Origin of the sequence: Virgibacillus sp. (genome assembly GCF_013393565.1) — a bacterium.
Classification (GTDB): Bacteria; Bacillota; Bacilli; order Bacillales; family Amphibacillaceae; genus Virgibacillus; species Virgibacillus dokdonensis.
Genome location: NZ_JABXHF010000002.1, coordinates 77,043 through 99,706 on the forward strand (window position 1 = coordinate 77,043; position 22,664 = coordinate 99,706).

The 22,664-nt window shown below is 36.9% G+C and carries 15 protein-coding genes; 1 reads left to right on the plus strand and 14 read right to left on the minus strand.

Annotated features, from left to right (window positions below):
* Positions 1-98 precede the first annotated feature (98 nt).
* The 11 genes from HLX49_RS00945 to HLX49_RS00995 form a co-directional block, all read right to left on the minus strand.
* Positions 99-1,037, minus strand: coding sequence for a nucleoside hydrolase (locus tag HLX49_RS00945; RefSeq protein ID WP_101933628.1), 939 nt, complete (start codon positions 1,035-1,037; stop codon positions 99-101).
* Positions 1,038-1,658: 621 nt separating this feature from the next.
* Positions 1,659-1,928, minus strand: a complete 270-nt coding sequence (locus HLX49_RS00950) for a hypothetical protein (protein WP_296360475.1) — start codon at positions 1,926-1,928, stop codon at positions 1,659-1,661.
* Between the two features lie 160 nt (positions 1,929-2,088).
* Positions 2,089-2,916, minus strand: a complete 828-nt coding sequence (locus tag HLX49_RS00955; RefSeq protein ID WP_296360477.1) for an aldo/keto reductase — start codon at positions 2,914-2,916, stop codon at positions 2,089-2,091.
* A gap of 872 nt (positions 2,917-3,788) precedes the next feature.
* Positions 3,789-4,745, minus strand: a complete 957-nt coding sequence (manA, locus tag HLX49_RS00960) for a mannose-6-phosphate isomerase, class I (RefSeq protein WP_296360517.1) — start codon at positions 4,743-4,745, stop codon at positions 3,789-3,791.
* Between the two features lie 556 nt (positions 4,746-5,301).
* Entirely contained in the window at positions 5,302-7,221 is a 1,920-nt protein-coding gene (locus tag HLX49_RS00965) for a PTS fructose transporter subunit IIABC (protein ID WP_296360519.1), read from the minus strand.
* Positions 7,222-7,539: 318 nt separating this feature from the next.
* Complete coding sequence (locus tag HLX49_RS00970; RefSeq protein WP_296360479.1) at positions 7,540-9,450, minus strand: BglG family transcription antiterminator; 1,911 nt, start codon at positions 9,448-9,450, stop codon at positions 7,540-7,542.
* 288 nt (positions 9,451-9,738) lie between these two features.
* Complete coding sequence (locus tag HLX49_RS00975) at positions 9,739-11,664, minus strand: BglG family transcription antiterminator (RefSeq protein ID WP_296360480.1); 1,926 nt, start codon at positions 11,662-11,664, stop codon at positions 9,739-9,741.
* A 445-nt stretch (positions 11,665-12,109) separates the two neighbouring features.
* A complete protein-coding gene (locus tag HLX49_RS00980; RefSeq protein ID WP_296360482.1) occupies positions 12,110-13,492 on the minus strand; it encodes a glycoside hydrolase family 1 protein in 1,383 nt (460 codons plus the stop codon).
* 16 nt (positions 13,493-13,508) lie between these two features.
* On the minus strand, positions 13,509-13,814 hold the full coding sequence (locus HLX49_RS00985; RefSeq protein ID WP_077702913.1) for a PTS sugar transporter subunit IIA: 306 nt from the start codon (positions 13,812-13,814) through the stop codon (positions 13,509-13,511).
* A gap of 25 nt (positions 13,815-13,839) precedes the next feature.
* The gene (celB, locus tag HLX49_RS00990; protein ID WP_077702912.1) at positions 13,840-15,126 is read right to left on the minus strand and encodes a PTS cellobiose transporter subunit IIC; all 1,287 of its coding nucleotides are present in this window, start codon (positions 15,124-15,126) and stop codon (positions 13,840-13,842) included.
* 16 nt (positions 15,127-15,142) lie between these two features.
* Positions 15,143-15,457: a PTS sugar transporter subunit IIB gene (locus HLX49_RS00995; protein WP_073005838.1), complete on the minus strand. Its 315-nt coding sequence runs from the start codon at positions 15,455-15,457 to the stop codon at positions 15,143-15,145.
* Positions 15,458-15,719: 262 nt separating this feature from the next.
* Here HLX49_RS00995 and HLX49_RS01000 point away from each other — a divergent pair, with 262 nt between their 5' ends.
* Complete coding sequence (locus tag HLX49_RS01000) at positions 15,720-17,114, plus strand: NAD-dependent succinate-semialdehyde dehydrogenase (protein ID WP_077702911.1); 1,395 nt, start codon at positions 15,720-15,722, stop codon at positions 17,112-17,114.
* A 441-nt stretch (positions 17,115-17,555) separates the two neighbouring features.
* Here HLX49_RS01000 and HLX49_RS01005 read toward each other — a convergent pair whose 3' ends face one another.
* The 3 genes from HLX49_RS01005 to glcT all read right to left on the minus strand — a co-directional run bounded on the left by HLX49_RS01005 (position 17,556) and on the right by glcT (position 22,494).
* Positions 17,556-18,854 carry a family 4 glycosyl hydrolase gene (locus tag HLX49_RS01005; protein ID WP_077702910.1) on the minus strand — a complete coding sequence of 433 codons (1,299 nt, stop codon included), beginning with the start codon at positions 18,852-18,854 and terminating at the stop codon, positions 17,556-17,558.
* 380 nt (positions 18,855-19,234) lie between these two features.
* The gene (ptsG, locus tag HLX49_RS01010) at positions 19,235-21,283 is read right to left on the minus strand and encodes a glucose-specific PTS transporter subunit IIBC (RefSeq protein WP_296360484.1); all 2,049 of its coding nucleotides are present in this window, start codon (positions 21,281-21,283) and stop codon (positions 19,235-19,237) included.
* Between the two features lie 365 nt (positions 21,284-21,648).
* Positions 21,649-22,494 carry a glucose PTS transporter transcription antiterminator GlcT gene (glcT, locus tag HLX49_RS01015; RefSeq protein ID WP_101933621.1) on the minus strand — a complete coding sequence of 282 codons (846 nt, stop codon included), beginning with the start codon at positions 22,492-22,494 and terminating at the stop codon, positions 21,649-21,651.
* Positions 22,495-22,664: the final 170 nt, after the last annotated feature.

Consider the following 22,664-nt stretch of genomic DNA (forward strand, 5'->3'; position numbering starts at 1 on the left):
TCATGTCAATCATGATGCATGTATTCTATTTTCAACACGATAAAAAAGTATAAAATAGTACATTTTAGACTCTCTAAAGAATTGGCGATATAACTACACTACTTTTGTCTAGCGAGATCTGTTATGTAGGAAAAAAATTGTTCCCGATTCACTTCATAGACAAGGTTTACTTCACGCCCTTGTTTATTCAGTTCTGTTCGTCCCTGACTTTTTCCATCAGGATGAACGAAACATCGAACGATTTTCCTTTTAATTACATTTGAATTTCCTATCGTTGCTGTTGTAAGTACATCCCATAGAAAATATGTTGAATTCGTTTGAAAGTGGACAAGTGGGGGCACCATTGCATAACATTGTCCTAAAAAGTCTATTCCTATATCTTCTCTTTCTTTCGCCCATTTATTACGAACATCTACCGTTAGTGGCACATTATTCGTGCTTTCTAATGCTACTAAATCAATAGTAATCTCACTATCCCAGACTATTCTTGCAGCTTCTGGGTCCCAAAATGCGTTCCACTCAGCTGTTCCATCGTGTTCAGGCTCTTCTACATTTCCATTCGATAAAAACGTGCCACCCATCCAAACGAGTTTTTCAATCTTTTCCTCAATATCTGGTGCTTCGTCCAATGCTCTTGCCAAATCCGTTAATGGACCGACGAATAATAATGTCACTCGTTCATTACTATTTCTTAAAGTTTGAATAAGGTGTTGATGTGCTGGTAATTCTGCTTCCTTCGTTTGGATTGGTAAATGCTCATTGAGTATTGGTAGTGCATCTACATAAAAAGCATGCATGCGCCAATCTTTGGGAAATGGGTTTTTTCCACGTGAAGTAGAAGCTGCTACTTCTATCTCTTTTCCTTGCCCAAACCGATCAATTATTTTGCGACTTGCATATATTGCGGGTTCCAAATAACAGTCTGCTGGGATGACGCTAACACCTACTAGATCAACATCTTCCATTTGCAATAATAAAAATAACGATACTAAATCATCGACTCCACCATCGTGGTTCATGTATACTTTTTTCTTCATTCTGTGTAAATGCCCTCCTCAAATTAACCCATTTCCGATATGTATACAACTCATTGTCTCAAGTTTTTCAATTCTTTACAAATGATATAGTAGAGAGATGTGTGTCAAGTTTTTTCTACATAGTTATAACATCTATATTTTCACATTTTTTTAATACAACAGTTGAAACTAGAGACCAATATAGAAAAACACTACGCTTGCTTAACAGTATCAACTGTAGCTATATTTGTAATATCAATTTCCACTTCACCAGGTGGAAAATATAACAACTAGCTCTATCGTTTGCTAGCCTGTTTTTATACATACTCTACAAACCACTCCAACCTTAAAATAAATCTCTGTGGGGCTTTTCTTTTATCTCACACGAAGGTTTAGTAGCCCAAGGGGGATAAAGACCTCTTACGAAAAAGGGGATTTAGTACTGTAAGACAAGTGGGTAATAACAGTACAGCAACCTGTTATAAAAATGGAAATGTAGGCCATAGCCTAGCGAAATGTTTGATAGATTGCAAAAAAAGAAGAAGGAAATATATGATAGCATTTTCTGGTGCTGAGTCAAGATTCCCTAAAAACATGTACAAGCCGTGAGGGAAAGGCCCCACCACGGCTTGTACATTCACTTTATTGGTGATTTTGTCGATACGTTTCAATTTCTTGTCTTGCATTATGCAACTTTTCAAAGGTTTGTTGAAATTGCGGGTTGTCTAAAGCATCTTGTCCTGCTTGATACTGTGTTTGTTTCAATAAGTGGTCCACCTGTAACAGCTGGTTTTGTGCTTGCATCAACTCTTCCTCATTTCCACTTGTTTTAGCCTGTTGGATAAGCTCGTAAGCGTCTGTAAATTGCCGTGTAGCCAACTCTAATTGTTGGTGAAGCATTTGCTTTTCCATTGTATACCTCCAAACGTATAGTAACATATTTGCTTTGCGATGCTAGTAGCAATATATGTATTGTTTTTCCCAAATCGTTTATTTTCATACGTTTACAATGGAATAAGCCTGATTTTAGAGCTGACAAGTAGAATAAGGAGAGAAACCGTAGACATCATTGTTAATCGTAACTATCTGGGTTTGTTCCACTTCGTTCATTTTGATTTAAACAGCTAATTTCTTGCATTTCTTTTTCAGTTAATGAAAAATCAAAAATAGTAGCATTTTCTTTAATTCGTCTGGGATTCGTTGATTTCGGAATCGTTATTACTTCGTTTTGAATATCCCAACGCAAAATAACTTGGGCTACAGTCTTTTCATATTTTTCAGCTAAGCTTAGTAAATACGGCTCGTCCATTAGTCGCCCTCGTTTTAAAGGGGACCATGCCTCTAACTGGATACCTTGTTGTTTGCAAAACGCATACAACGGCTCCTGTGTTAAATGGGGGTGATATTCAACTTGGTTGATAGCAGGAACTATTTTACTATTAGCTAACAAATTTTCTACATGCTGTTGGTGAAAATTGCTAACTCCAATCGCACGGACTTGACCGCTTTCATACAGTTCTTCCATAGCTTTCCAAGTCTCTACATACATCCCTTTCACTGGCCAGTGAATTAAATAGAGATCTATATAGTCCAAGCCAAGCCCTTGCAAGCTCTTTTCAAAAGCTTCCTTCGTCTTTGCGTATCCTTGTTCGTCATTCCATACCTTTGTTGTAACAAATAACTCTTCACGGGGAAGATTTGACTGCTTAATGGCTTCCCCAACACCTACTTCATTGTCATAAAAAGAGGCAGTGTCTATCATACGGTAGCCTGTCTCCAATGCTGCTTGGACTGCAGTTTGAACCGTTTTTCCATCTTCAACTTTATAGACGCCTAAGCCCAAACCAGGCATTTCTACTCCATTATTTAACAAGACAGTATCTTGTAAATGTGTAATCACGTAACATCCCTCCCCTTTGACTACTTCAATTATTAGCACAAAGAAAACGATCGTTCAATCAGGAGACCCCATCCTACATCCGTTAAATAAAATGTAATTATTTTTTTATTGTTGTAGAGCAGTTGAACAGCAATTTCCAACGTTTAACATGGAAAATACAGAACATCCTGCTTGGATGAAAAAAAGTATATTTTCGAGCACATCAATAACTAAAATCTTCTCTACTTTTTTAGGTAAGGTTTTCTATAAGAGAGTCTTTTTGCTATAGGGGAGTATAAAATGTTGCGGTAAAAGCAAAACAACAGCGTTTTTTCGCCATGAAAATTGCGACAACACGTGTTTTGCTAAACACAAAAAAAACACAATATTTATATTATGAATAACTCACTTATGAATGTTGTTCACTATGTACAGTTTCTACATGAACGGTTTTGGATTTTGTGTGATTATGTAAATCACAATAATATACGGTTGTTTTTATTTTTTGTGATATATGACACGTACGTTTATGTCTCATAAAATTCTTCCAGTACGTAAATTCATGACTACCCGTATGTATGTAATTAATATCTGAGCTTTCTTGCTTCCATTCATGCAAAATAGCTCCATAAGAATGGTTCGGTCTGTCCAACCAGCCAAAAGAAATAGTACAAAATAAAGTGATACTACAAATGTAAAAAAATCGCCTGTATACCATTTTCAATCACCAACCTGCTATTCGTTTTTTACTATTTTGATACAGGCGAATTGGAATTATACATCTTGAATTTACATTAAAATCCGTGGTTGGCAAAACGGACGAATGATACAGTGAACGCAATAGAAAAAATCGTTATTCACAATGTGCTAACTTATAAGGCATCATATAGACTTCACGTATGCGAAACGATTAATTCAGCATCCCCTGCCAAGCGATAAGTGGTAATTCCATGTGGCAAAATAAAATGATCACCTTTTTGTATGGCGAATGACTGCTCATTTATTTCAATTTCTGCTTTCCCAGAGATTACGCTACATTGAAGAAAATCAGCGTCTAACTGTTTTGTTACTTGTCCATTTATTCTCCAGTGGTAGACGGTGAAATAATGTTCTTTAACCAATTGCTTTATTTGCAAATCATCTATTTGACTCTGTTTCTGATCAAATACAGAAGCTTGGTGGGGAATATTTGTAACTTCTTTTGCTTTCTCCAAATGTAATTCTCGTGTATTTCCATGACTATCTGTGCGATCATAATCATAGACTCGATACGTAATATCTGAACTTTGCTGCGTTTCTAGTATAACAATACCTTTACCTATCGCATGAATAGTGCCACTAGGTACGTAAACAAAATCACCTGCTTTTACAGGAATTCGTTGTAATAGTTGGTCCCACTTTCCTTCATCCATCATCTTGGCTAGCTCTTCTTTTGTTTTGGCATGGTGTCCTAAAATAAGTTCCGAACCCGAGTCTGCTTGTAAAACGTACCAGCATTCTGTTTTACCATACGGCTGTTTTTCTACCTTTCTTGCGTACGTATCATCAGGATGTACTTGTACAGATAAATTATCATCTGCATCTAGTATTTTCACCAATAACGGGTATGCTTCACTACGATTAGATTCTTTGTTAAATAATTCACGATGGTTATTCCACGCATCTGCTAATGTTTGACCAGCAAGGGGGCCGTTTATTATTTCACTTGGTCCATGAGGATGAGCAGAAATAACCCACGCTTCCCCAGTTTGATTTGATGGAATAGCATACTGAAACATTGACTTTAACTTTCCTCCACCCCATATTCTCTCTTGAAATACAGGTTTTAAAAAGATCGGTTCTTGATACACATTCATTCCTCCAATTGTACGAACATAGTTGAAAAGCATCTCAAACTTCAATGATGCACCCCATTTTTCTTCACGAATTGTGCTCATGTGATAGCTTGAACGACATTATTATACCAAAGAAAAGGAATGAGCTTAAATCTCACCTCTCGCTCATTAGAAAAACTTGCTTTGGCGCCAAGTCTTATGGTGAAAGCTGTCGTTTTTCTTATAGTATAAACGGAAGCCGCGTTCATGTTTATCGCTATATTATGAGCTGTAAAAACTCTCATTTCAGGAACAGAATTTGCGCGTTAGACCCGTTGAAATGCGAGATGCCAGCACCTACTACATACCTTATTTCATAGCCTTTAGGTAACCCCATGTACTATTTGGAAGTCATCAAATTTTAGTGGTTATCGTATAAGAAAAAACCATAACTCAATTGGGAAAGCCACCATGTACTATGAAAAGCACTTACAGAGATTTCTCATACAAAAAATGTGGCTTTCCCCATAATAATTTTTTTGGCTACGAACAAGCAGCCTGGGATAAAAAAACAACTTATTGTAATTTCATTTTATTGAATTTCCATTAATAATCGATGCGCTTCATCTTTTGTTGTTACATGAAGTAATTTTTCTCTGTAATTGTCATCCATTAATTTCCTTGAAAGCATTTGTAATATTTTTAAATGATCGTCTCCAGCCCTCTCTGTAGGCACGGCAATCATGAATATTAATTTAGCAGGGTTTCCGTCTAAACTTTCCCAATCAACTCCGGCGCGATGCATACCAAAAGCTACAGCCGGTTCTTTTACTGCTTCGGATTTTCCATGTGGGATAGCAATGCTCATCCCCATTCCTGTCGTCCCTTCATGCTCTCGAGCGATGACAACTTGCTTATATGCTTCTGCGTCAAGTACTACTCCTGCTTGTTTCATACTAGCTATTAACTCATCTAATACTTCTTCTTTTGTATTTCCTTGAAGATCTAAATGAATTAAATCGTTCGTTACAATATCCGTTAATTTCGTGATCTCAGTCGTTTTAGATGAAGCATCTTCTTCCGCTCGTTTAGGTGATGCATTATTTCCCTTGTGCGTTCCTGATACATCTCTTTTAAGAAAGTTAACCATGAAAGCCGTAACAATCGTACCGATGATGGCAGCTACAAAGAACATAAGCACATTATCTACTGCTCCTAGTACAGCGACAATAGGACCACCGTGAGCTACTCGATCACCCACATTCCCAATCATCGCAATGACAGAACCGGTCATGGAACCAATCATAATACTTGGAATAACTCGCAATGGATCTTGCGCAGCAAAAGGAATCGCTCCTTCCGTTATGCCAAATAGTCCCATAGTGAAACTTGCTTTTCCTGCTTGTTGCTCTGCGGGCTGATATTTACGTTTATTCATAAACGTTGCTAGTCCCATTCCTAAAGGTGGAATACAGATAGCAACAGCAATTGGTCCCATAATTTCATAATTTCCTTCTGCAATCATGGCTGAACCAAATAAGAAGGCTACTTTATTAAAAGGACCACCCATATCTATGGAAATCATAGCCCCTAAAATTAGAGCGAGCAGTATAGAACTTGCTCCTTGCATCCCTTCTAGCCATGCCGTTAACGATTCAAACACTTGTGCTACTGGCGCACCAACAACATAAACAAATAATAACCCAACTGCTAAAGTTGCTAAGATTGGTATAAAAATAATTGGCATTACAGGTTGAATGGCTTGTGGCACTTTAATCTTCTTAATAGCTAATGTAATATAACCCGCAAGAAAACCTGCAATAATACCGCCAATAAAACCTGCACCTGCTTCACTTCCATAAAAGCTACCATTTGCAGCGATAAACCCACCAATAATTCCGGGAGCTAAGCCTGGACGGTCAGCAATACTAACAGCGATAAAACCTGCCAATATAGGCACCATAAAGCTAAAGGATGCCGCGCCAATTTCTTCTACCTTTTTCCAAAACGAATCTTCAGGAATAACAATTCCTCCTGGTGTTTGTTCACCACCTAAAGTTAGTGCAAGAGCTATCAGCAATCCACCAACTACAATAAAAGGAATCATATAGGAAACTCCACTCATCAAATGTCGATATATGGGGTTTTCTTTCTCTTTTTTCTTTTTTTTCACGTCGTTTGCGGACATTAAATCAGCTTGATAAACAGGTACATCTTCGGTGGCAAATCGGTTTATTAATTCTTCTGGACGTTTTATCCCTTCCTGTACTCCAGTAGCAATTAACCTTTTTCCAATAAAACGTTCCTTCGTGACTTCTTTATCACTTGCTATAATTACACCATCTGCTTCTTCAATATCCTCATCCGTCAATGCATTCTCTACACCAATAGAACCTTGTGTTTCGACTTTTATGTCAACACCTAGTTTCTCACCAGCTTTTTGTAAGTTTTCAGCCGCCATATACGTATGAGCAATTCCTACCGGACACGCTGTAACAGCAACTATTTTCATCATTACGCCTCCTACTCATCTATTTTACATTTATGATTTATAATTGCTTACAAACTTAGTATACAGTAGCTTTACCTACAATATATTCTTTATTCTTTCCGGAACTATGGTAATAATATTTTATTAATATTTCAATGTTTCTAGACGGTTGTTTTTTTCCATTCGCATGAAAGAAAACGTAGCTTACCTTCAACTCTTATTAGAAAAACTTGGCTTGTTGCCAAGTCTTATCTTATGCGAAAGCTGTAGTTTTTCTTATAAACCTTAAAATTTCATACTTTCCTATAGTGGAAATAAAAAAGCACGACGAACCGTTACTTACCACTCTTTTTCTGTCAACACACGTAAGAATGTTTGCTTATCAGTAGCATTTAATAAATCTCTTACTGTCATTGGGTCGTTTGATAGTGATGATAGCTTATGAATAATTGCTTTAATTGGATTCGCTTTTTCATTCGCTAAAGCCAACATAAACACAATTGACACCTCTTCTTTTCCCCACTCCAACGGCTCGGTTAAAACAGCAATGGCAATCGTGGAAGCAATAACAAGTGTCGGATCTCCATGTGGAATAGCTATGCCACCACCAATTGCTGTAGCTGACTTCCTTTCACGCAAAAGCGCTTGGTGGACATATGATTTCTCTACTTTACCTTGTTTGTATAACGCATTTCCTAGCATCTCAACTACTTGAAAACGATGTTGAGGATTAATATTTAGAAACAGTAATTCTTCTTCCATAAAATCATGTAAAACTTGAGGACTGGTAGCCAAAACAGAAGAACGACCCGCTTTTTTCTTCAGAAATCGTTGCAATTTTTCTTTATCAGTTGCTTCTAAAAGCGGAGAAATAATAATCGTTGGGATATTAATTTTTTCTATAGGCGTAGTCGATATAATTAAATGCACTTGTTCTCGCTTTATAAAACGTTGCACTTCTCCCTTCCCAACAGTTCCTACAATTTTCATTTCTTGATACTGTTTTTCCACTTTTGCTTGCAGTAATCTAGACATCCCTATTCCCATATCACAAACAATTAACACTCGAGGTACTGCATAATTTTCAGCATCTAACCTTTCTATGGAAGCTTGAAAATGCAGAACTATATAAGCTGCTTCTTCCTCAGGTATATCAAATGGAAATTTCTCACTCACCTTCTCTAAAGACAGCGTCACCATACTCAGCATATACGGGTACATCTTTTTTATGTCCTGTAACAATGGATTACTAATTGGAAATCCATACAGCAAACGATTGGTAACAGCTTCTAAATGAATCATAAGTCCATTGATTAGTTGTTCATCTTCATGAAAGGATACATGCGTCAACTGTTGCATTGTCTCAATCATTGTCGATAATACCTGGTAGGTGATTTCTTCTTCCGTGGATGTATGTAGCGAATATTTTTTACTTCCACGTAAATGCCAAGTTAAATATATCGTCTCGTCATGAGCTAACGTAATCCCAAATTTGTGTTCAAGCTGATCTAAACACCAAGCAGCCGCTCGATACTCGTTCGTATCATTCATAGATAAACCATGCTTATCAATTATAATTGGGTTAGACTGCTTTGTACGTTGTACCATAACAAGTATATGGACAACTAAATTATCTAGCGCATGACTTGTCATGGGAATTTTCCATTTTTCTATCATTTGGTCTAGTATTTGTCTTACTGTAGCAATTTCAAAGGGCGCAAATACATTTTTTAAAAACGTTGCTTGTTGATTCGCAATTTCCTCTATATGTGCCAAAGCCATTCGTTTGTTTAATTCTTCCCCTTTTAAGTAATGACCTAGCTTTTGCCTTGATTCAATAACCAATCCAAAACTTTCAAACCACTGCTGAATCGTTTCAAGATCACTCTTTATAGCAGTATGATGGACAAAGTGATCCATACTAAGCTGTTGCAACGTGAGTGGGTTTTTATCAGTTAATAAACGATAAGCTATTTCCATAAGCCGTTGATACGATGATTTATTTTCACGAAAAAGTGCATGAAACAAGTTTTGCTTATCTCGTTTATTTATTTCTAAATAAATACCAGTTCCAGGTTTTCGAATTAAACATGCAGAAGAGTAGTTTTGCAGATAAACATCCATTGTTCGTAAATCATTACGAACTGTTTTTTCTGAACAATCAAGTTGTTTAGCAAGATCATTGACTAAAATTGGACGGTTGCCATAAGATAATAGAACTTCTATAATCTTTCTCTGTCTAGCATTCATCTTAGCCCCTCCTTGTTAACATAGTTTGTGTACAGTATGCACACAGGAAAACTTAACTTATATAACTGTCTTTACTGAGCACACACTCTAGTATACTGTATCATAACAATTTCTCCATATGTATAACTTCGTTCGACTAATCACAAATAAAAATAATATTTTAAAAACTTGGCTTGTTGCCAATTCAGTAGAAAACCACAGTTTTTCCCGATAGCATAAAAACCCCCTCATTATCAAGAAATAAGGGGTAGCATGCAAAATATTTAGCTTTTGAGGATCATAAACTCGTCAATTACGATATTCATCTAAAACACGGATAAAGTCATAGTAATCTGTTGCTTGAATTAAACGTTGGACGATTTTTTCTGAGTTAACGATCGTTCCTAATAAATCGTACATTCCTTGCAGATCTTCTTTACTATCTTTTTGTACATTTAATAAACAAATAAATTGAACAGGTTTACCTCCCCAATCCACTGCCCTTTTTAATGTGCAAACCGTTAAAAAAGTTTTCTTAGATTGAGGCATGACAGGGTGAGGAATAGCAACTAAGTTACCATATGACGTGGCAGCAATTTCCTCTCGTTCATAAATGTGTTCTAAATAACTATTTGGTACTAATCCCATCTGGTTTATTTGCTGATATAAATAGTGAAGTATCTCATCCCTATTCTTCAAATCTTGTTGCAAAAATACGAGCTGTGGCTGAAAATAGGTTCTAATCGATTCTTGATCATGAATAAATGATGTAATGTTTTCCATGTCTGATTTTTCTAATATAGCATTAACTCGAATTACAGGTATGCCTATGTCTTGATCAATTGCTACAGAACTAATAATAAAGTCTATATTACTTAGTTGATAGTCCTTTAACTTATACAATTCAATAACACCAATCACTTCAACAGCATCTCTAAATTCCGTTTTTACTTTATAATATATTAATTGTGCTGTACCAAACCCTGATGCGCATACAATTAAGCAACGCTTTGGTCCCGTGTGGAAATTTTTCCGCTCCATTGCCGCACCGATATGCAAAGAAATATACCCGATCTCGTTTTCATCAAATTCACTACCTGTCATTTTTTCAATAATTATACCGCCTAGAACGGCTGATTCAAAAGCTAATGGATAGCTTTTTTTAATATCTGCTAATAATGGATTTCGAATGTTCATACCATATTTATACCGATTAATAGCAGGCTTGAGATGTAACCCCAAAGCGACTATCAGTTCTTTATCATGTTGAATCCCTAAATGATACTCTTCATCTATTTTTTTTAGCATCTGCATAATAATTGGCAAAATATCAGGTGCAACTAAGTTTTCTTCCAATCCGCCTGCCTGTTCAAGTGGAGCGATCATTTTTGTTCCCAATAAGTGAATGGCGATATAGGCTGTTTCTGAATGAGGAAACTGTATGTGTAAATGCCTTTCTACGTTCTGAACAATGCGTTTAGCTACTTCATATTCCGATTGATTAACAATTTGTTCCAATTCACTAGACTGCAATGTTATATATTTGCCGTCTTTTATTCGTTCATAAGCAATTAATATATGAATGAGCAAATTCTGAATCGCTACATCCGACATACTAATATGATTCTGTTTTATTTGTTCCATAATAATGTTGTCAATGGCAACAAAGTCTTCCTTACGTATGGATGGGATTGCAGGATGATGGGGAGGCTCACCATGTCTATGTGTTCGATCAACAATGTATTCAGCCATACAAAAGCGTAATTTCAATTCGTCACCTTGTAATTTAAGACCATAGTTTGGTCTTGCATGAATCTGAATCGAATAAAGCTTTAGCCGCTCCTTTACTTGTTTTAAATCATTTTGCACAGTAGATTTACTAACATACAGTTCATCAGCTAATTGCTCTAGCTTCACATAACCTTTCGTTACTAATAACCGACGAATAATTTGTATCTCTCTGTCTTCAGGTAATTGTGAGATAGACCTATTTTTTTGATCTTCCAGATGAACGATTGTATGCAAAAAATCGCGAAACTTTTCTTCATCAAAAATAGTCAGCTGATAACCTTTTGACACAACAGCTTCTACCTTGGCTCCATATTGACGTATTAATGAATCCAGTTTTTTTATATCTTCTCTTGTCGTTCTTGCTGTAACCTTATTTAACTGAGCCAAAAATTTCCCTGTCAACGGAGAATCAACAAGCATTAATTTTTTTAATATCATTCGCATCCTAGTTGTAAGCATCTAAATTCTCCTCATTATTCTCTTTAAAATCAAGGGGACAGGACAATATAGACAACGAAATTCTCTTTTCTTATTTTTTCAAATAACTTTATTTAAATCTATATCTTCTTTTTTAAAAGATAAGATAGTATAAACTTAGAGGCTTGTGTATAACACCATAACCAAATAAGCCACGTCCGGCTCCAGCGCCCAGCAACTATACTACTTCACTCCATTGCCCTAAGCTAAGTAAGTCATCATCGGTTCGTAACTAAGAGGAAGGCCGACTAAAAACGGGCTTGCCGCCCCCACGTCGGCATACCGCTGTTTTAGTGGCATGATTCCTTTATTTTAGTTGATTCGTTCCAGTCGCTACGTTGCTAAACGGGCTCCCTAAGCCTTTGTTCTACCCCATCCACACCATGTGGACGTGTGGATGGGTATCTAAATGCTAAAAACCATTGTTTAGAGACACTTCTTTAAACCATTCTGCACTCTTTTTCGGTTTCCGCTCCATCGTATTTAAGTCCACAGAATAAAATCCATAGCGATTTTTGTAGGCATTCATCCAAGACCAGTTATCCATAAATGTCCATAAATGATACCCTTTCACATTGCATTTTTCTTGCACAGCTCGATGTACCCATTTTAAATGTTCCCGAATAAATTCAATGCGGTATTCATCTTGAATTTGACCCTCTTTTATAAATCGCTCTTCATTCTGAACGCCCATGCCATTTTCAGAAATAAACGACGATATATTACCATAGTTTTCCTTTAAATTCATTAAGATATCGTAAATACCTTTTTCGTATATTTCCCATCCACGATGCGGGTTCATTTTTCTACCTGGCATTTCATAAAGATCAAAAAACATATCAGGCATAAATGGAGCGTATGGATTAGGTAAATATTCTTTTGCTTTCACACGACGTGGCTGGTAATAATTAATTCCTAAAATATCTACCGTATTGTTTTTTAGTAGTTCTTTATCACCCTGTTTTGTTTGCGGTAACTGACCATGTTCTTTTAGGATGGCAATTAGCTCATCAGGATATTCACCTAATACAGCTGGATCCAAGAAACTACGGTTAAAAAATAGATCTGCTATTTTTGAAGCACGTAGATCAGTTGGGTTACTGCTTCTTGGATAAGATGGTGTTAAATTTAATATAATTCCAATTTGACTATGTGGATCATTTAGCTTACGAAAAGCCTTAATTACTTTTGCGTTAGCAATCATCGTATGGTATGCTACTTGCACCGCTTTTTGAGCATCCACAATATTAGGATAATGAAAATCGTACAGATACCCACCTTCAACAGGGACAATCGGCTCATTGAATGTAAACCATTTTTTCACTCGATCACCAAAAAGTTTGAAACACATCTCCGCATAAGATTGATAGCTATCTACAACTTCGCGATTTTCCCATCCACCAAATTGTTGGTAAGCAAGTGGCATATCAAAGTGAAATAGATTAACGAATGGCTCGATATCATTGTCTATTAATTCATTAATCACACCATTATAAAATTCTACCGCTTGTTCATTCATTTGTCCGTTCGGCATTAAACGGGACCATGAAATAGATAGACGAAAACTATTATGTCCAATCTGTTTCATTAATTGAATATCTTCCTTATATCGTTGATAAAAATCAGATGCTCTCGCTGGACCTACTTGGTCAAAAAAACGATTCGGTTCGGTTTCATACCAATAATCCCAGATGTTTTTCGCTTTCCCATCTTTTTCTGCTGCACCTTCTATTTGCGTAGCAGACGTTGCACTTCCCCACCAAAAATTTGCTGGAAATTTATATTCTACTGTCAATGCAATACCTCCTCAACTATTTATTACGATAAATCTCAATAATTTCGATTGCTAAATCCCTCATCGTCATAGAAGTCATTAAATGGTCTTGTGAGTGGATGAGCATAACGTTAATAATGTTTCCTTCTCCTCGAGCTTCATTGTGTAATAATTTCGTTTGATATTCATGTGCTTTTCCAAGTTCTTCTGCTGCTTCTTCAACTAATTGATCTGCTTTATTAAAATTCCCTATTTTCGCTTCTTGGATTGCTTCCATCACACTAGATTTTCCATTACCAGCATGTAAAATAATTTGAAAAGCAATTTCAGTTGTTTGATCCATATTTCTCACCTCGTCCATTTACTCATTAACTTTTCTTTGCTGCTTTTTCTTTCTCGTAATAACTCTTGTCCATAATCTTCAAGAATGGCCACCAAATCATCATAACAACAACTAAGTTGACTGCTTGCAACAACCCGCCTTGCCAAGCGTTTCCTGTAGCTAAAAAACCATTTAATACAACAGGAGTTGTCCACGGAACAATAACTCCAGCTGGTGGTGGAACAAGCCCGGTCGCCATAGCAAAATACGTAATAATGGTAACCACTACTGGAGCAAGTAACCACGGAATAATGATAAGCGGATTCATAATAATTGGTAAACCAAAGATAATTGGCTCATTCACATTAAATATCCCTGCTGGCGCCCCAAGTTTACCCAACTCTTTCATTTGTCTGCTTCTACCAATAATAAAGATGAGGATTATAACTGCTAACGTCATTCCCGATCCACCCATTCCAACAATAAATGAATCGATAAATTGTTTTGTAACGATATTCGGTAATTCCGTTCCTGCTTGGAAAGCCGATAGGTTTTGCTCATTTAACGTGTACCATATCGGATCAAAAACTGAGTTAACAATAATCTGTCCATGTAATCCGAAAAACCAAAATACCTGAATTAATAAAACAGCTACAATAGTTGCTGGCAACCCACTACCGAGTTGAGTTAATGGTTGTTGAATAATTGTATAAATAAAGTTCTGTACTGTGTCAAAGCCCGTGTAGCTAAAAATAATTCGAATAATTAGAAAAAATGACAATGTTAATGTAATTGGAATTAATGCACTAAATGACCTTGATACTGCTTGGGGAACACCAGCTGGCATCTTAATCGTCCAATCTTTTCTAACAAAGAAATTGTAAAGTTCCGCTGCTATAAATGCAGTAAAAATTCCTAAAAACATACCTTGCGCACCTAAACTTGCCGTTGGAATAACTCCCGTCAGTCCTTCAAGTACTTGCGGTGTCAGAATTAAAAATGCAGTTAATGCAACTACCCCGCCATAAATAGCTTCATTTTCGTAATGCTCGGTCAATTTGTATCCAATCCCAATAATGACAAACATTCCCATAATACTTAACGTTGCTGCTGATGCAGGACCTAAAGCACTTTGATAAGCAGCAAACGCATCCTCACTTATAACGCGATCGAGGAATGGTAGGTTCGCAATAACAACAAAAATGGAACCAAAGATGATTAATGGTAAAGCAACCATGAATCCATCACGAAGAGCGGTTAGATAACGGTTGTTATTTAATTTATCAGCAATTGGTAATAATACATTTTCAAGCATTTCCATAAATTTATTCATTTTTCAACACCCCCCATTAGTTAGCTTCTTCCATTAGTTCGAGTGCTCTATTTAAGACTGCTTCGCCATCAATTCTTCCATAAGCAGTTGGATCAATAACATCAAGATGTACATTTACTTCATCCGCGAGTTTGGCTAATTTTTTCTTTAAAAAACGCATTTGTGGACCAATTAATAACACGTCTGCTTGTTCAATATCTTTCGTTACTTTATCTTGAGCAACTGCCCAAATCTTCACATCTATCCCCTTTTCTTCTGCTACTTCTTTCATTTTGGAAACCAAAAGGCTCGTTGACATTCCTGCTGAACACGCAAGTAAAATATGTTTCATTTTTGTTTCCTCCTAAAAATTTCTGATTTATTTCTCTTGCTTTCTTTAGTTTAAGTTAAGCAAGTGGATAACTAAACATAGACTTTTTCCTTTTAAAGACGGAAACGGTTACTTTTCATGAAAACGCAACCACTTTTTTATGCATAAAATGACTTACAATAATTTTTAAACCTTTTCGATATGATATGTTTTCTTTCCGATGAATCAAGGAATATACTAAAATAGAGATTATATTTAAAGTGATAAGAAAGGGGTTTTCTATTTGGCTAACAAAATCACCGTTACAAACCCGGCTACTGGAGAGATACTGGAAGAATTGAGTGCCTGGCCTAGTGAGGAAGTAAAGAAAGCGCTTTATAAGGGGTACGCATTCTTTCCAACTTGGGCAAGCATACATGCACATAAACGGTCAGAATTACTGCAACATTGGGCAATACAAATCAGAGAGCATAAGGATGAACTTGCTAAACTGATGACGAAGGAAAACGGAAAGCCACTAAAGGAATCTTATGGTGAGATAGAATATGCGGCAAGTTATATTGATTGGTATGCAGAAGAAGCAAAGCGAATTTACGGGCGAACAATTCCAGCAAACACCGAATCAAAACGAATCCTCGTTCGTAAAGAGCCTGTTGGTCTAGTAGCTGCTATTACACCTTGGAATTTTCCCGCAGCCATGATGACAAGAAAAGCAGCACCAGCACTAGCTTCTGGGTGTACTTTTATTGTCAAACCTGCTTCTGAAACACCGCTAACAGGCATTCGAATAATTGAATTAGCTCATAAGGCAGGTATCCCAGAAGACGCTATTCAATATGTCGTCGGTTCTGGGAAAATGATTGGCGCATTATTTACAGAAAGTAACTATGTGCGTAAAATTACCTTTACAGGTTCCACTGCTGTAGGGAAAAACTTAATTAAAGGAAGTGCAAACACGGTCAAACATGTCACCATGGAGCTTGGTGGGCATGCGCCATTGATTGTTGCTAAAGATGCGGATATTGAATTTGCAGCTGAACAAACGATCATCTCAAAATTTCGTAATGCTGGACAAACATGCGTGTGTGCAAACCGAATTATCGTTCACGAAGACATTGTAGATCAGTTTGCAGCAGCTTTTGTACAACGTGCCAAACATTTAACTGTTGGCAATGGACTTCATGATAATATTGATATTGGACCAATCATTAATGAACAAGGCTATAACAAAATTAAAGAACATATTGATGATGCTAAGCAAAAAGGTGCTAAAGTATTGTTAGGAGATACATTTGAAGCAGACCATGAGAAAGGATATTATTTTGTATACCCAACCATACTTAATGAAGTAACAGCGGATATGACAATTATGCATGAGGAAACATTTGGTCCAGTAGCTCCTATAACTACTTTTACAAATATCGAGGAAGCTGTACGCCTTGCTAACGATACGCCATTTGGTTTAGCTGCCTACTTTTTTACAAATGATTACCGTACTGGTACTTATTTGTATGAGCATTTAGATTATGGCATTGTTGGCTGGAACGACGGCGGACCATCTGCCGCTCACGCCCCATTTGGTGGGATGAAGGAGAGTGGGCTTGGTCGTGAAGGTGGACTGGAAGGTATTGAACCTTACTTAGAAACCAAATACGTATCGATTGGAAATCTATTGTAAAACAAAGGCTCGGGGCGCCAGTTTAGCAACGTAGTGAATGGAGCGAATCAACTAAAGTTTTAGGAATTATGCCACTAAAACAGGGGTATGCCGACGCACTAAGACAAGCCCGTTTTTAGTCGGCCTTCCTATTTAGCACGACCGATGATGACTTATCGTAGGGCAATTCGGGAAGTCGCCTAGTTTCTGGGCGCTTAAGCCGGACGTGGCTATTCCGTTAAATCGGTATTCCAAAGCAACAAATTTTATACTTTCTTTTCATATTAGAAAAGCTTAACTTACCGTCAAGTCTTTATGGCGGAAGCTGTAGAATTTTATACTTTTCTATAGTGAAGCAAAAGGGAAACCTCCTGTTCTATAGAAGGCTTCCCTTTTCCTACTATTTAAAGTATACATTGTAAAATAATTACGATGCATACACGTCACCCCTCTTGCTTCGAGTTAATAAATGACCGGTTGAACATAAGCTTCATTTACAATAAACATATCTTGAAGCAGCTTATGAGCTATTTCCGCAGATGGCACAAATGGATGCATGGTCATCGCCTGAATGGCTACCCCGATGTTTTTGGATATTCCTGCTTCCACAGTCAGTGATTCATAAGCTTTCATATATTGTAATAATCCGTGAACATGCGGTAAGATTTCAGGTACTTGGATTGGTGTAATCCCATGTCTTTCTACTACACTATTTACCTGGACACAAGCATCGTTCCGTAAGCCTTCTACTGCTCCATTATTTCTAATATTTACTGGTAAAATGCGCTTTAAATCATAATGGATTGTTTGGATAACCTCGAGCACCCCTTCTAAAGCTGCTGCACCTCGCCTATCTCCCACTCCATTTGGTAACGTAGCTGTTTTTGCATGTTCATATAGAGATAATAATTGCTTGCGTTCTTCCAGTTCAAAATCAGATGGAAGCACACCTTGTTTAAACACATCTAATTGCTTTGCTAAAATTTGGTCAGCCTGATAATAATAAGGCTGATATTCGCAACCAATGACGCCATATGTTTGTAAAAAATATGCATCAACAGTAATATCTTGTCGTTGCCTTCTACTATGCAACTTTTTATAAAGTATGGCATCTGTTATTTTTGATTTTCCACGAACATATAAATCCGTAACCCATAACAATTGACTTGTCCCTATTAGTTGCATACTTATATCATTCTTGACAACACCGTACGCCTTTGCAAATTGATTACGAAAAGCCATTGGCCCATCATTGATACCAATAACTTTCACATTCGTATGCTTATCTATCGCTTCTGTGATTATACTGCAAGGATTCGTCAAATTAAGTAACCAAGCATCTGGTGCTAATTCTTCAATATCTTCACAAATATCAAGCATAATAGGTATCGTTCTTAAAGCATTCATAAATCCAACCGGACCTGAAGCTTCCTCTGCTATGATACCATACTCTAAACATAACGTTTCATCTGCTTGACGCATATCCAAGCCACCTACTCTGATTTGATTAATAATAAAATCAGCCTGCTTCAATGCCTCTCGCCTATTGAGCGTTTCAATTATTTCTATGTTACTATTTTCCTGTTCTATCATACGTCTAACGAAAGATGCAATGATAGATAAACGTTCTCTCCCTGCTAAAATATCAACAAGGTATATCTTTTTTATAGGTAATGCTTCCTCGTGTTGGATAAATTGACTTATTAACTGTGGCGTAGATGTTGAACCTCCTCCAAGAATAGCAATATTCAAGGTGGTCATGAGTTGTATCCTCCTTTATCACGAATATAAAATGCTGTACCACTTCTTCAAGAATGTGAAAATGTTAGCTTGGACATTAAACAAAAGATAAAAGATAACAGCATAAAGTCATTTATAAGCCTTTACGTCATAGCATTGAGCTGAACAATCAGCAGCAGATTGAAAAACTGCAACTAATTAAAATTTCACTTTATCGTACGTATTAAAAAGTATATGATAGAGGATGTCATTTTAGTAGTTAAGTCTGCTTGCTCTCTTAGCCAAACAAAGGCTACTGCCATAAAGGTTTGGCAATAGCCTTCCATTTGCTCTGAATTTTATGTTTTTCAATAGCGTAATAAGAAAAGCTAGTCAAGGCAGAACCCTAACTAGCTTTTTTATTACAATGTAATAATGTTTTCTTCTTTACTTTCTACTTTTCCACTCTTCTCAAGTGATACTTGTTGTCCCTCTTTGAGGTTGGTAAATACAATCGGTGTGATAACCGGCATTCCTTTACTTTGAATAAAGGACAGATCTGCTTTAAGCAGTGGTTGTCCTGCTTCGACTTTATCTCCTTCTTCAATGAGCATTTCAAAGCCGTCTCCTTTTAAATTAACCGTATCAATACCAACATGAATAAGAATTTCTTTTCCACCATCTGACTGTAAACCAATGGCGTGTTTAGTTGGGAAAACATTTACCACTTTCCCATTTACAGGCGAAACAACTAGTCCGTCTTCTGGTACAATTGCAAAACCATCACCCATCATTTTTCCAGAAAATACTTGATCAGGAACTTCTGTAATTGGCAATAGATCCCCTTTCATTGGTGAAACAATTGCTTCTGTTTCAGCTTCATTTTGTATTGCCTCTGGGGTGACTTCTTCAATCTGTTGCTGAACCTCTTCTTCTTGATCTGTTTCCACAGGACGTGGTGTTTTACCAGACATAATATCTTGCATTTGTCCTTTAATCGTTTCGGAACGTGGACCAAAAATGGCTTGGATGTTGTCGCCAACTTCCAATACACCTGAAGCCCCTAGCTTCTTCAATCTTTCTTTATCGACATTTTTAATTGAATTAACGGATACGCGTAAACGTGTAATGCATGCATCTAAATGCGCAATATTTTCTTGACCACCCATTGCTTCTAATACATCATAAGCAAGCTCACCAGTTTGTCCACTATTACTTTCCTCTTCCTCTTCTACTTTCTCCCTACCTGGAGTCATTAAGTTAAACTTCTGAATGAAAAAGCGGAAAATGACGTAGTAAATAACAGCAAATGCTAATCCTAATAGGATGGTGATCCACCACGGTTCCTTATTCGGTAAAATTCCAAATAATACAAAGTCAATCGCACCACCGGAGAATGTATAGCCGACATTAACACTAAAGAACGTCATTAGTACGAATGAAAGTCCATCTAAAACCGCATGTAAGAGAAATAATAGCGGCGAAACAAACATAAATGAAAATTCGAGCGGCTCTGTAATCCCTGTTAAAAAGGATGTTAATGCTGCAGAACCTAACAAACCAGCAACTATCTTTTTCTTTTCTGGTCGTGCTGTGTGATACATAGCTAATGCTGCTGCTGGTAAACCGAACATCATAACTGGAAATTCCCCTGCCATAAAGTTACCAGCTGTAATTTCTACCCCATCTTTTAACTGGGCAAAGAAAATAGTCATATCTCCACGAACTAAATCACCTGCTACGGTAGTATACGAACCAAATTCATACCAAAACGGTGCATGGAAAATATGGTGCAATCCAAATGGAATAAGTAATCTTTTTACAAATCCAAAGAAGAAAACAGCTAAATATGTTCCTTCCTCAATTAACCAATAGGATGCACTATTCATCGCATCTTGCACAGGTGGCCAAACAAATAATAGCGCAATACCTGCAAGAAATGAGAACGCGGCCGTAACAATTGGTACAAATCGCTTTCCAGCAAAGAAACCAAGAAAAGCGGGCATTTCAATATTGTGATAGCGATTATAACAAAACGCGGCAATCAAACCTACAATGATACCTCCAAACACGCCTGTTTGTAACGTAGGAATCCCTAATACAGAAGCAAATCCAGGGTCTGATTCGATCATTTCTGGGGTAACATCGATCCAAGAACCCATCACTTGGTTTAAGACTAAATAACCTACAAGAGCTGCTAAACCAGCTGCTCCATCACTCGCTAAACCGATTGCTACACCAATCGCAAAGATAAGCGCCAAGTTACTAAAAATAATTCCACCGGCATCTTCCATAACAGTAGCAACTAATTGAATCCAATCCGCTTTTAGAAACGGTAAGTATCCTAACATCGTCTCTTGCTGGGCAGCATTACCAAATCCAAGCAATAAACCAGCAGCCGGTAATAACGCGACTGGAAGCATAAGTGCTTTACCAACTTTTTGTAAAACACCAAAAGCTTTCTTAAACATCTTTTTTCCTCCTTTATGCAACAACAAACATTAAAATTTCGAGAAGCTTTCTTTAACATTTATCCTTCCCAAAATCTATAAGAAAAATGAAAAAAACATGACTTATTAGCAAGTATCATGAAGAAATCCTTCATTTTACTTCACACTATAAACTTTAGAAAAACGCAGCTTTTCGCCAAAGTATTTATAACACTCGAACGTCATCATTTTTCTTATACGATAAACCCTAAAAAATTTATACTTCAGAGAACAAAAAAGGCATGAGTAGAGATCAGAAACAAGCAGTAGGCTATACGTGTGCCCTACTGTCCTATTTCATAATCTTTCCACTCATGCCTGATCGTATCAGTAACACGGAAAATGTATTATGAGTCATGTTTTTGATAGAGGCGTTGCAAGTGCATCGTTAAATACACCGCTTCCGCTTCATATACAGGTTGCTTTAATGTTTGTTGCATCATTTTAATCAATTTCCACGCTAGATTATAACATGTTGGGTATTCCTTTTTCAAGAGGGAAGCTATCTTAACTGGTTCATCTACTGTTTCCCCTTTTAACACGCGTTCGATCGTATAGCGTACATGCCGAACAAGGCGTACGTATTCTATCCCGCCTCTGTCCACTTTAATTTTCAATTGTTCTTCAATAATATCGACAAATTGTGTAACCAATTGGGAGTATTTATTAATATCGGAGAGAGCTTTATTCGATATGGCACTGTGTACATGTAAAGCAATAAAGCCAATTTCCCCTTCAGGAAGATGAATATTTAACCTATGATTCATGTCTTCAACAATTTCTGAGGCGATCTCATACTCAAAAGGATATAATGCTTTTGTTTCGGCAAGAAAAGGATTTTTTATTTCCAAACCTTTTAGCATACGATGGTAAGCAAACAACACATGATCAGTTAGAGCCACATGAACGGATTCATTCAACATAACATGTGATCGTTTCTGAATTAATTCTACCGCTTTAACAATGGAATCCAACAATGTATGATCTATGTTTGGAAGCAATTGCTTATATTGCGCCTGCGCCTGTTCATCACGTAATACAAACAGCTTTTCTATTTGCTCTTTATGGATAATGTCTTTTTTCTTATAATGAAAACCAATTCCATTACCAATCAAGACGACTTCATTTTGTTGATTATCCAAAGCAATGAGGACGTTATTATTTAGTGATTTCTTAACCGTAAACGTGTTCAAAATGTTTATCTCCTTAAAGCAGTATTGACAATACGTACAATGATAACTTGTTGTTACTACAGGAAACATTATGCACGATTAGCTAGAAATATTGCAAGTAGATTGAATCTCTTACAGCTTAAGGCTTGAAATGACCACCGCAGAAAAAGCATATGTTAATATATCTTCAG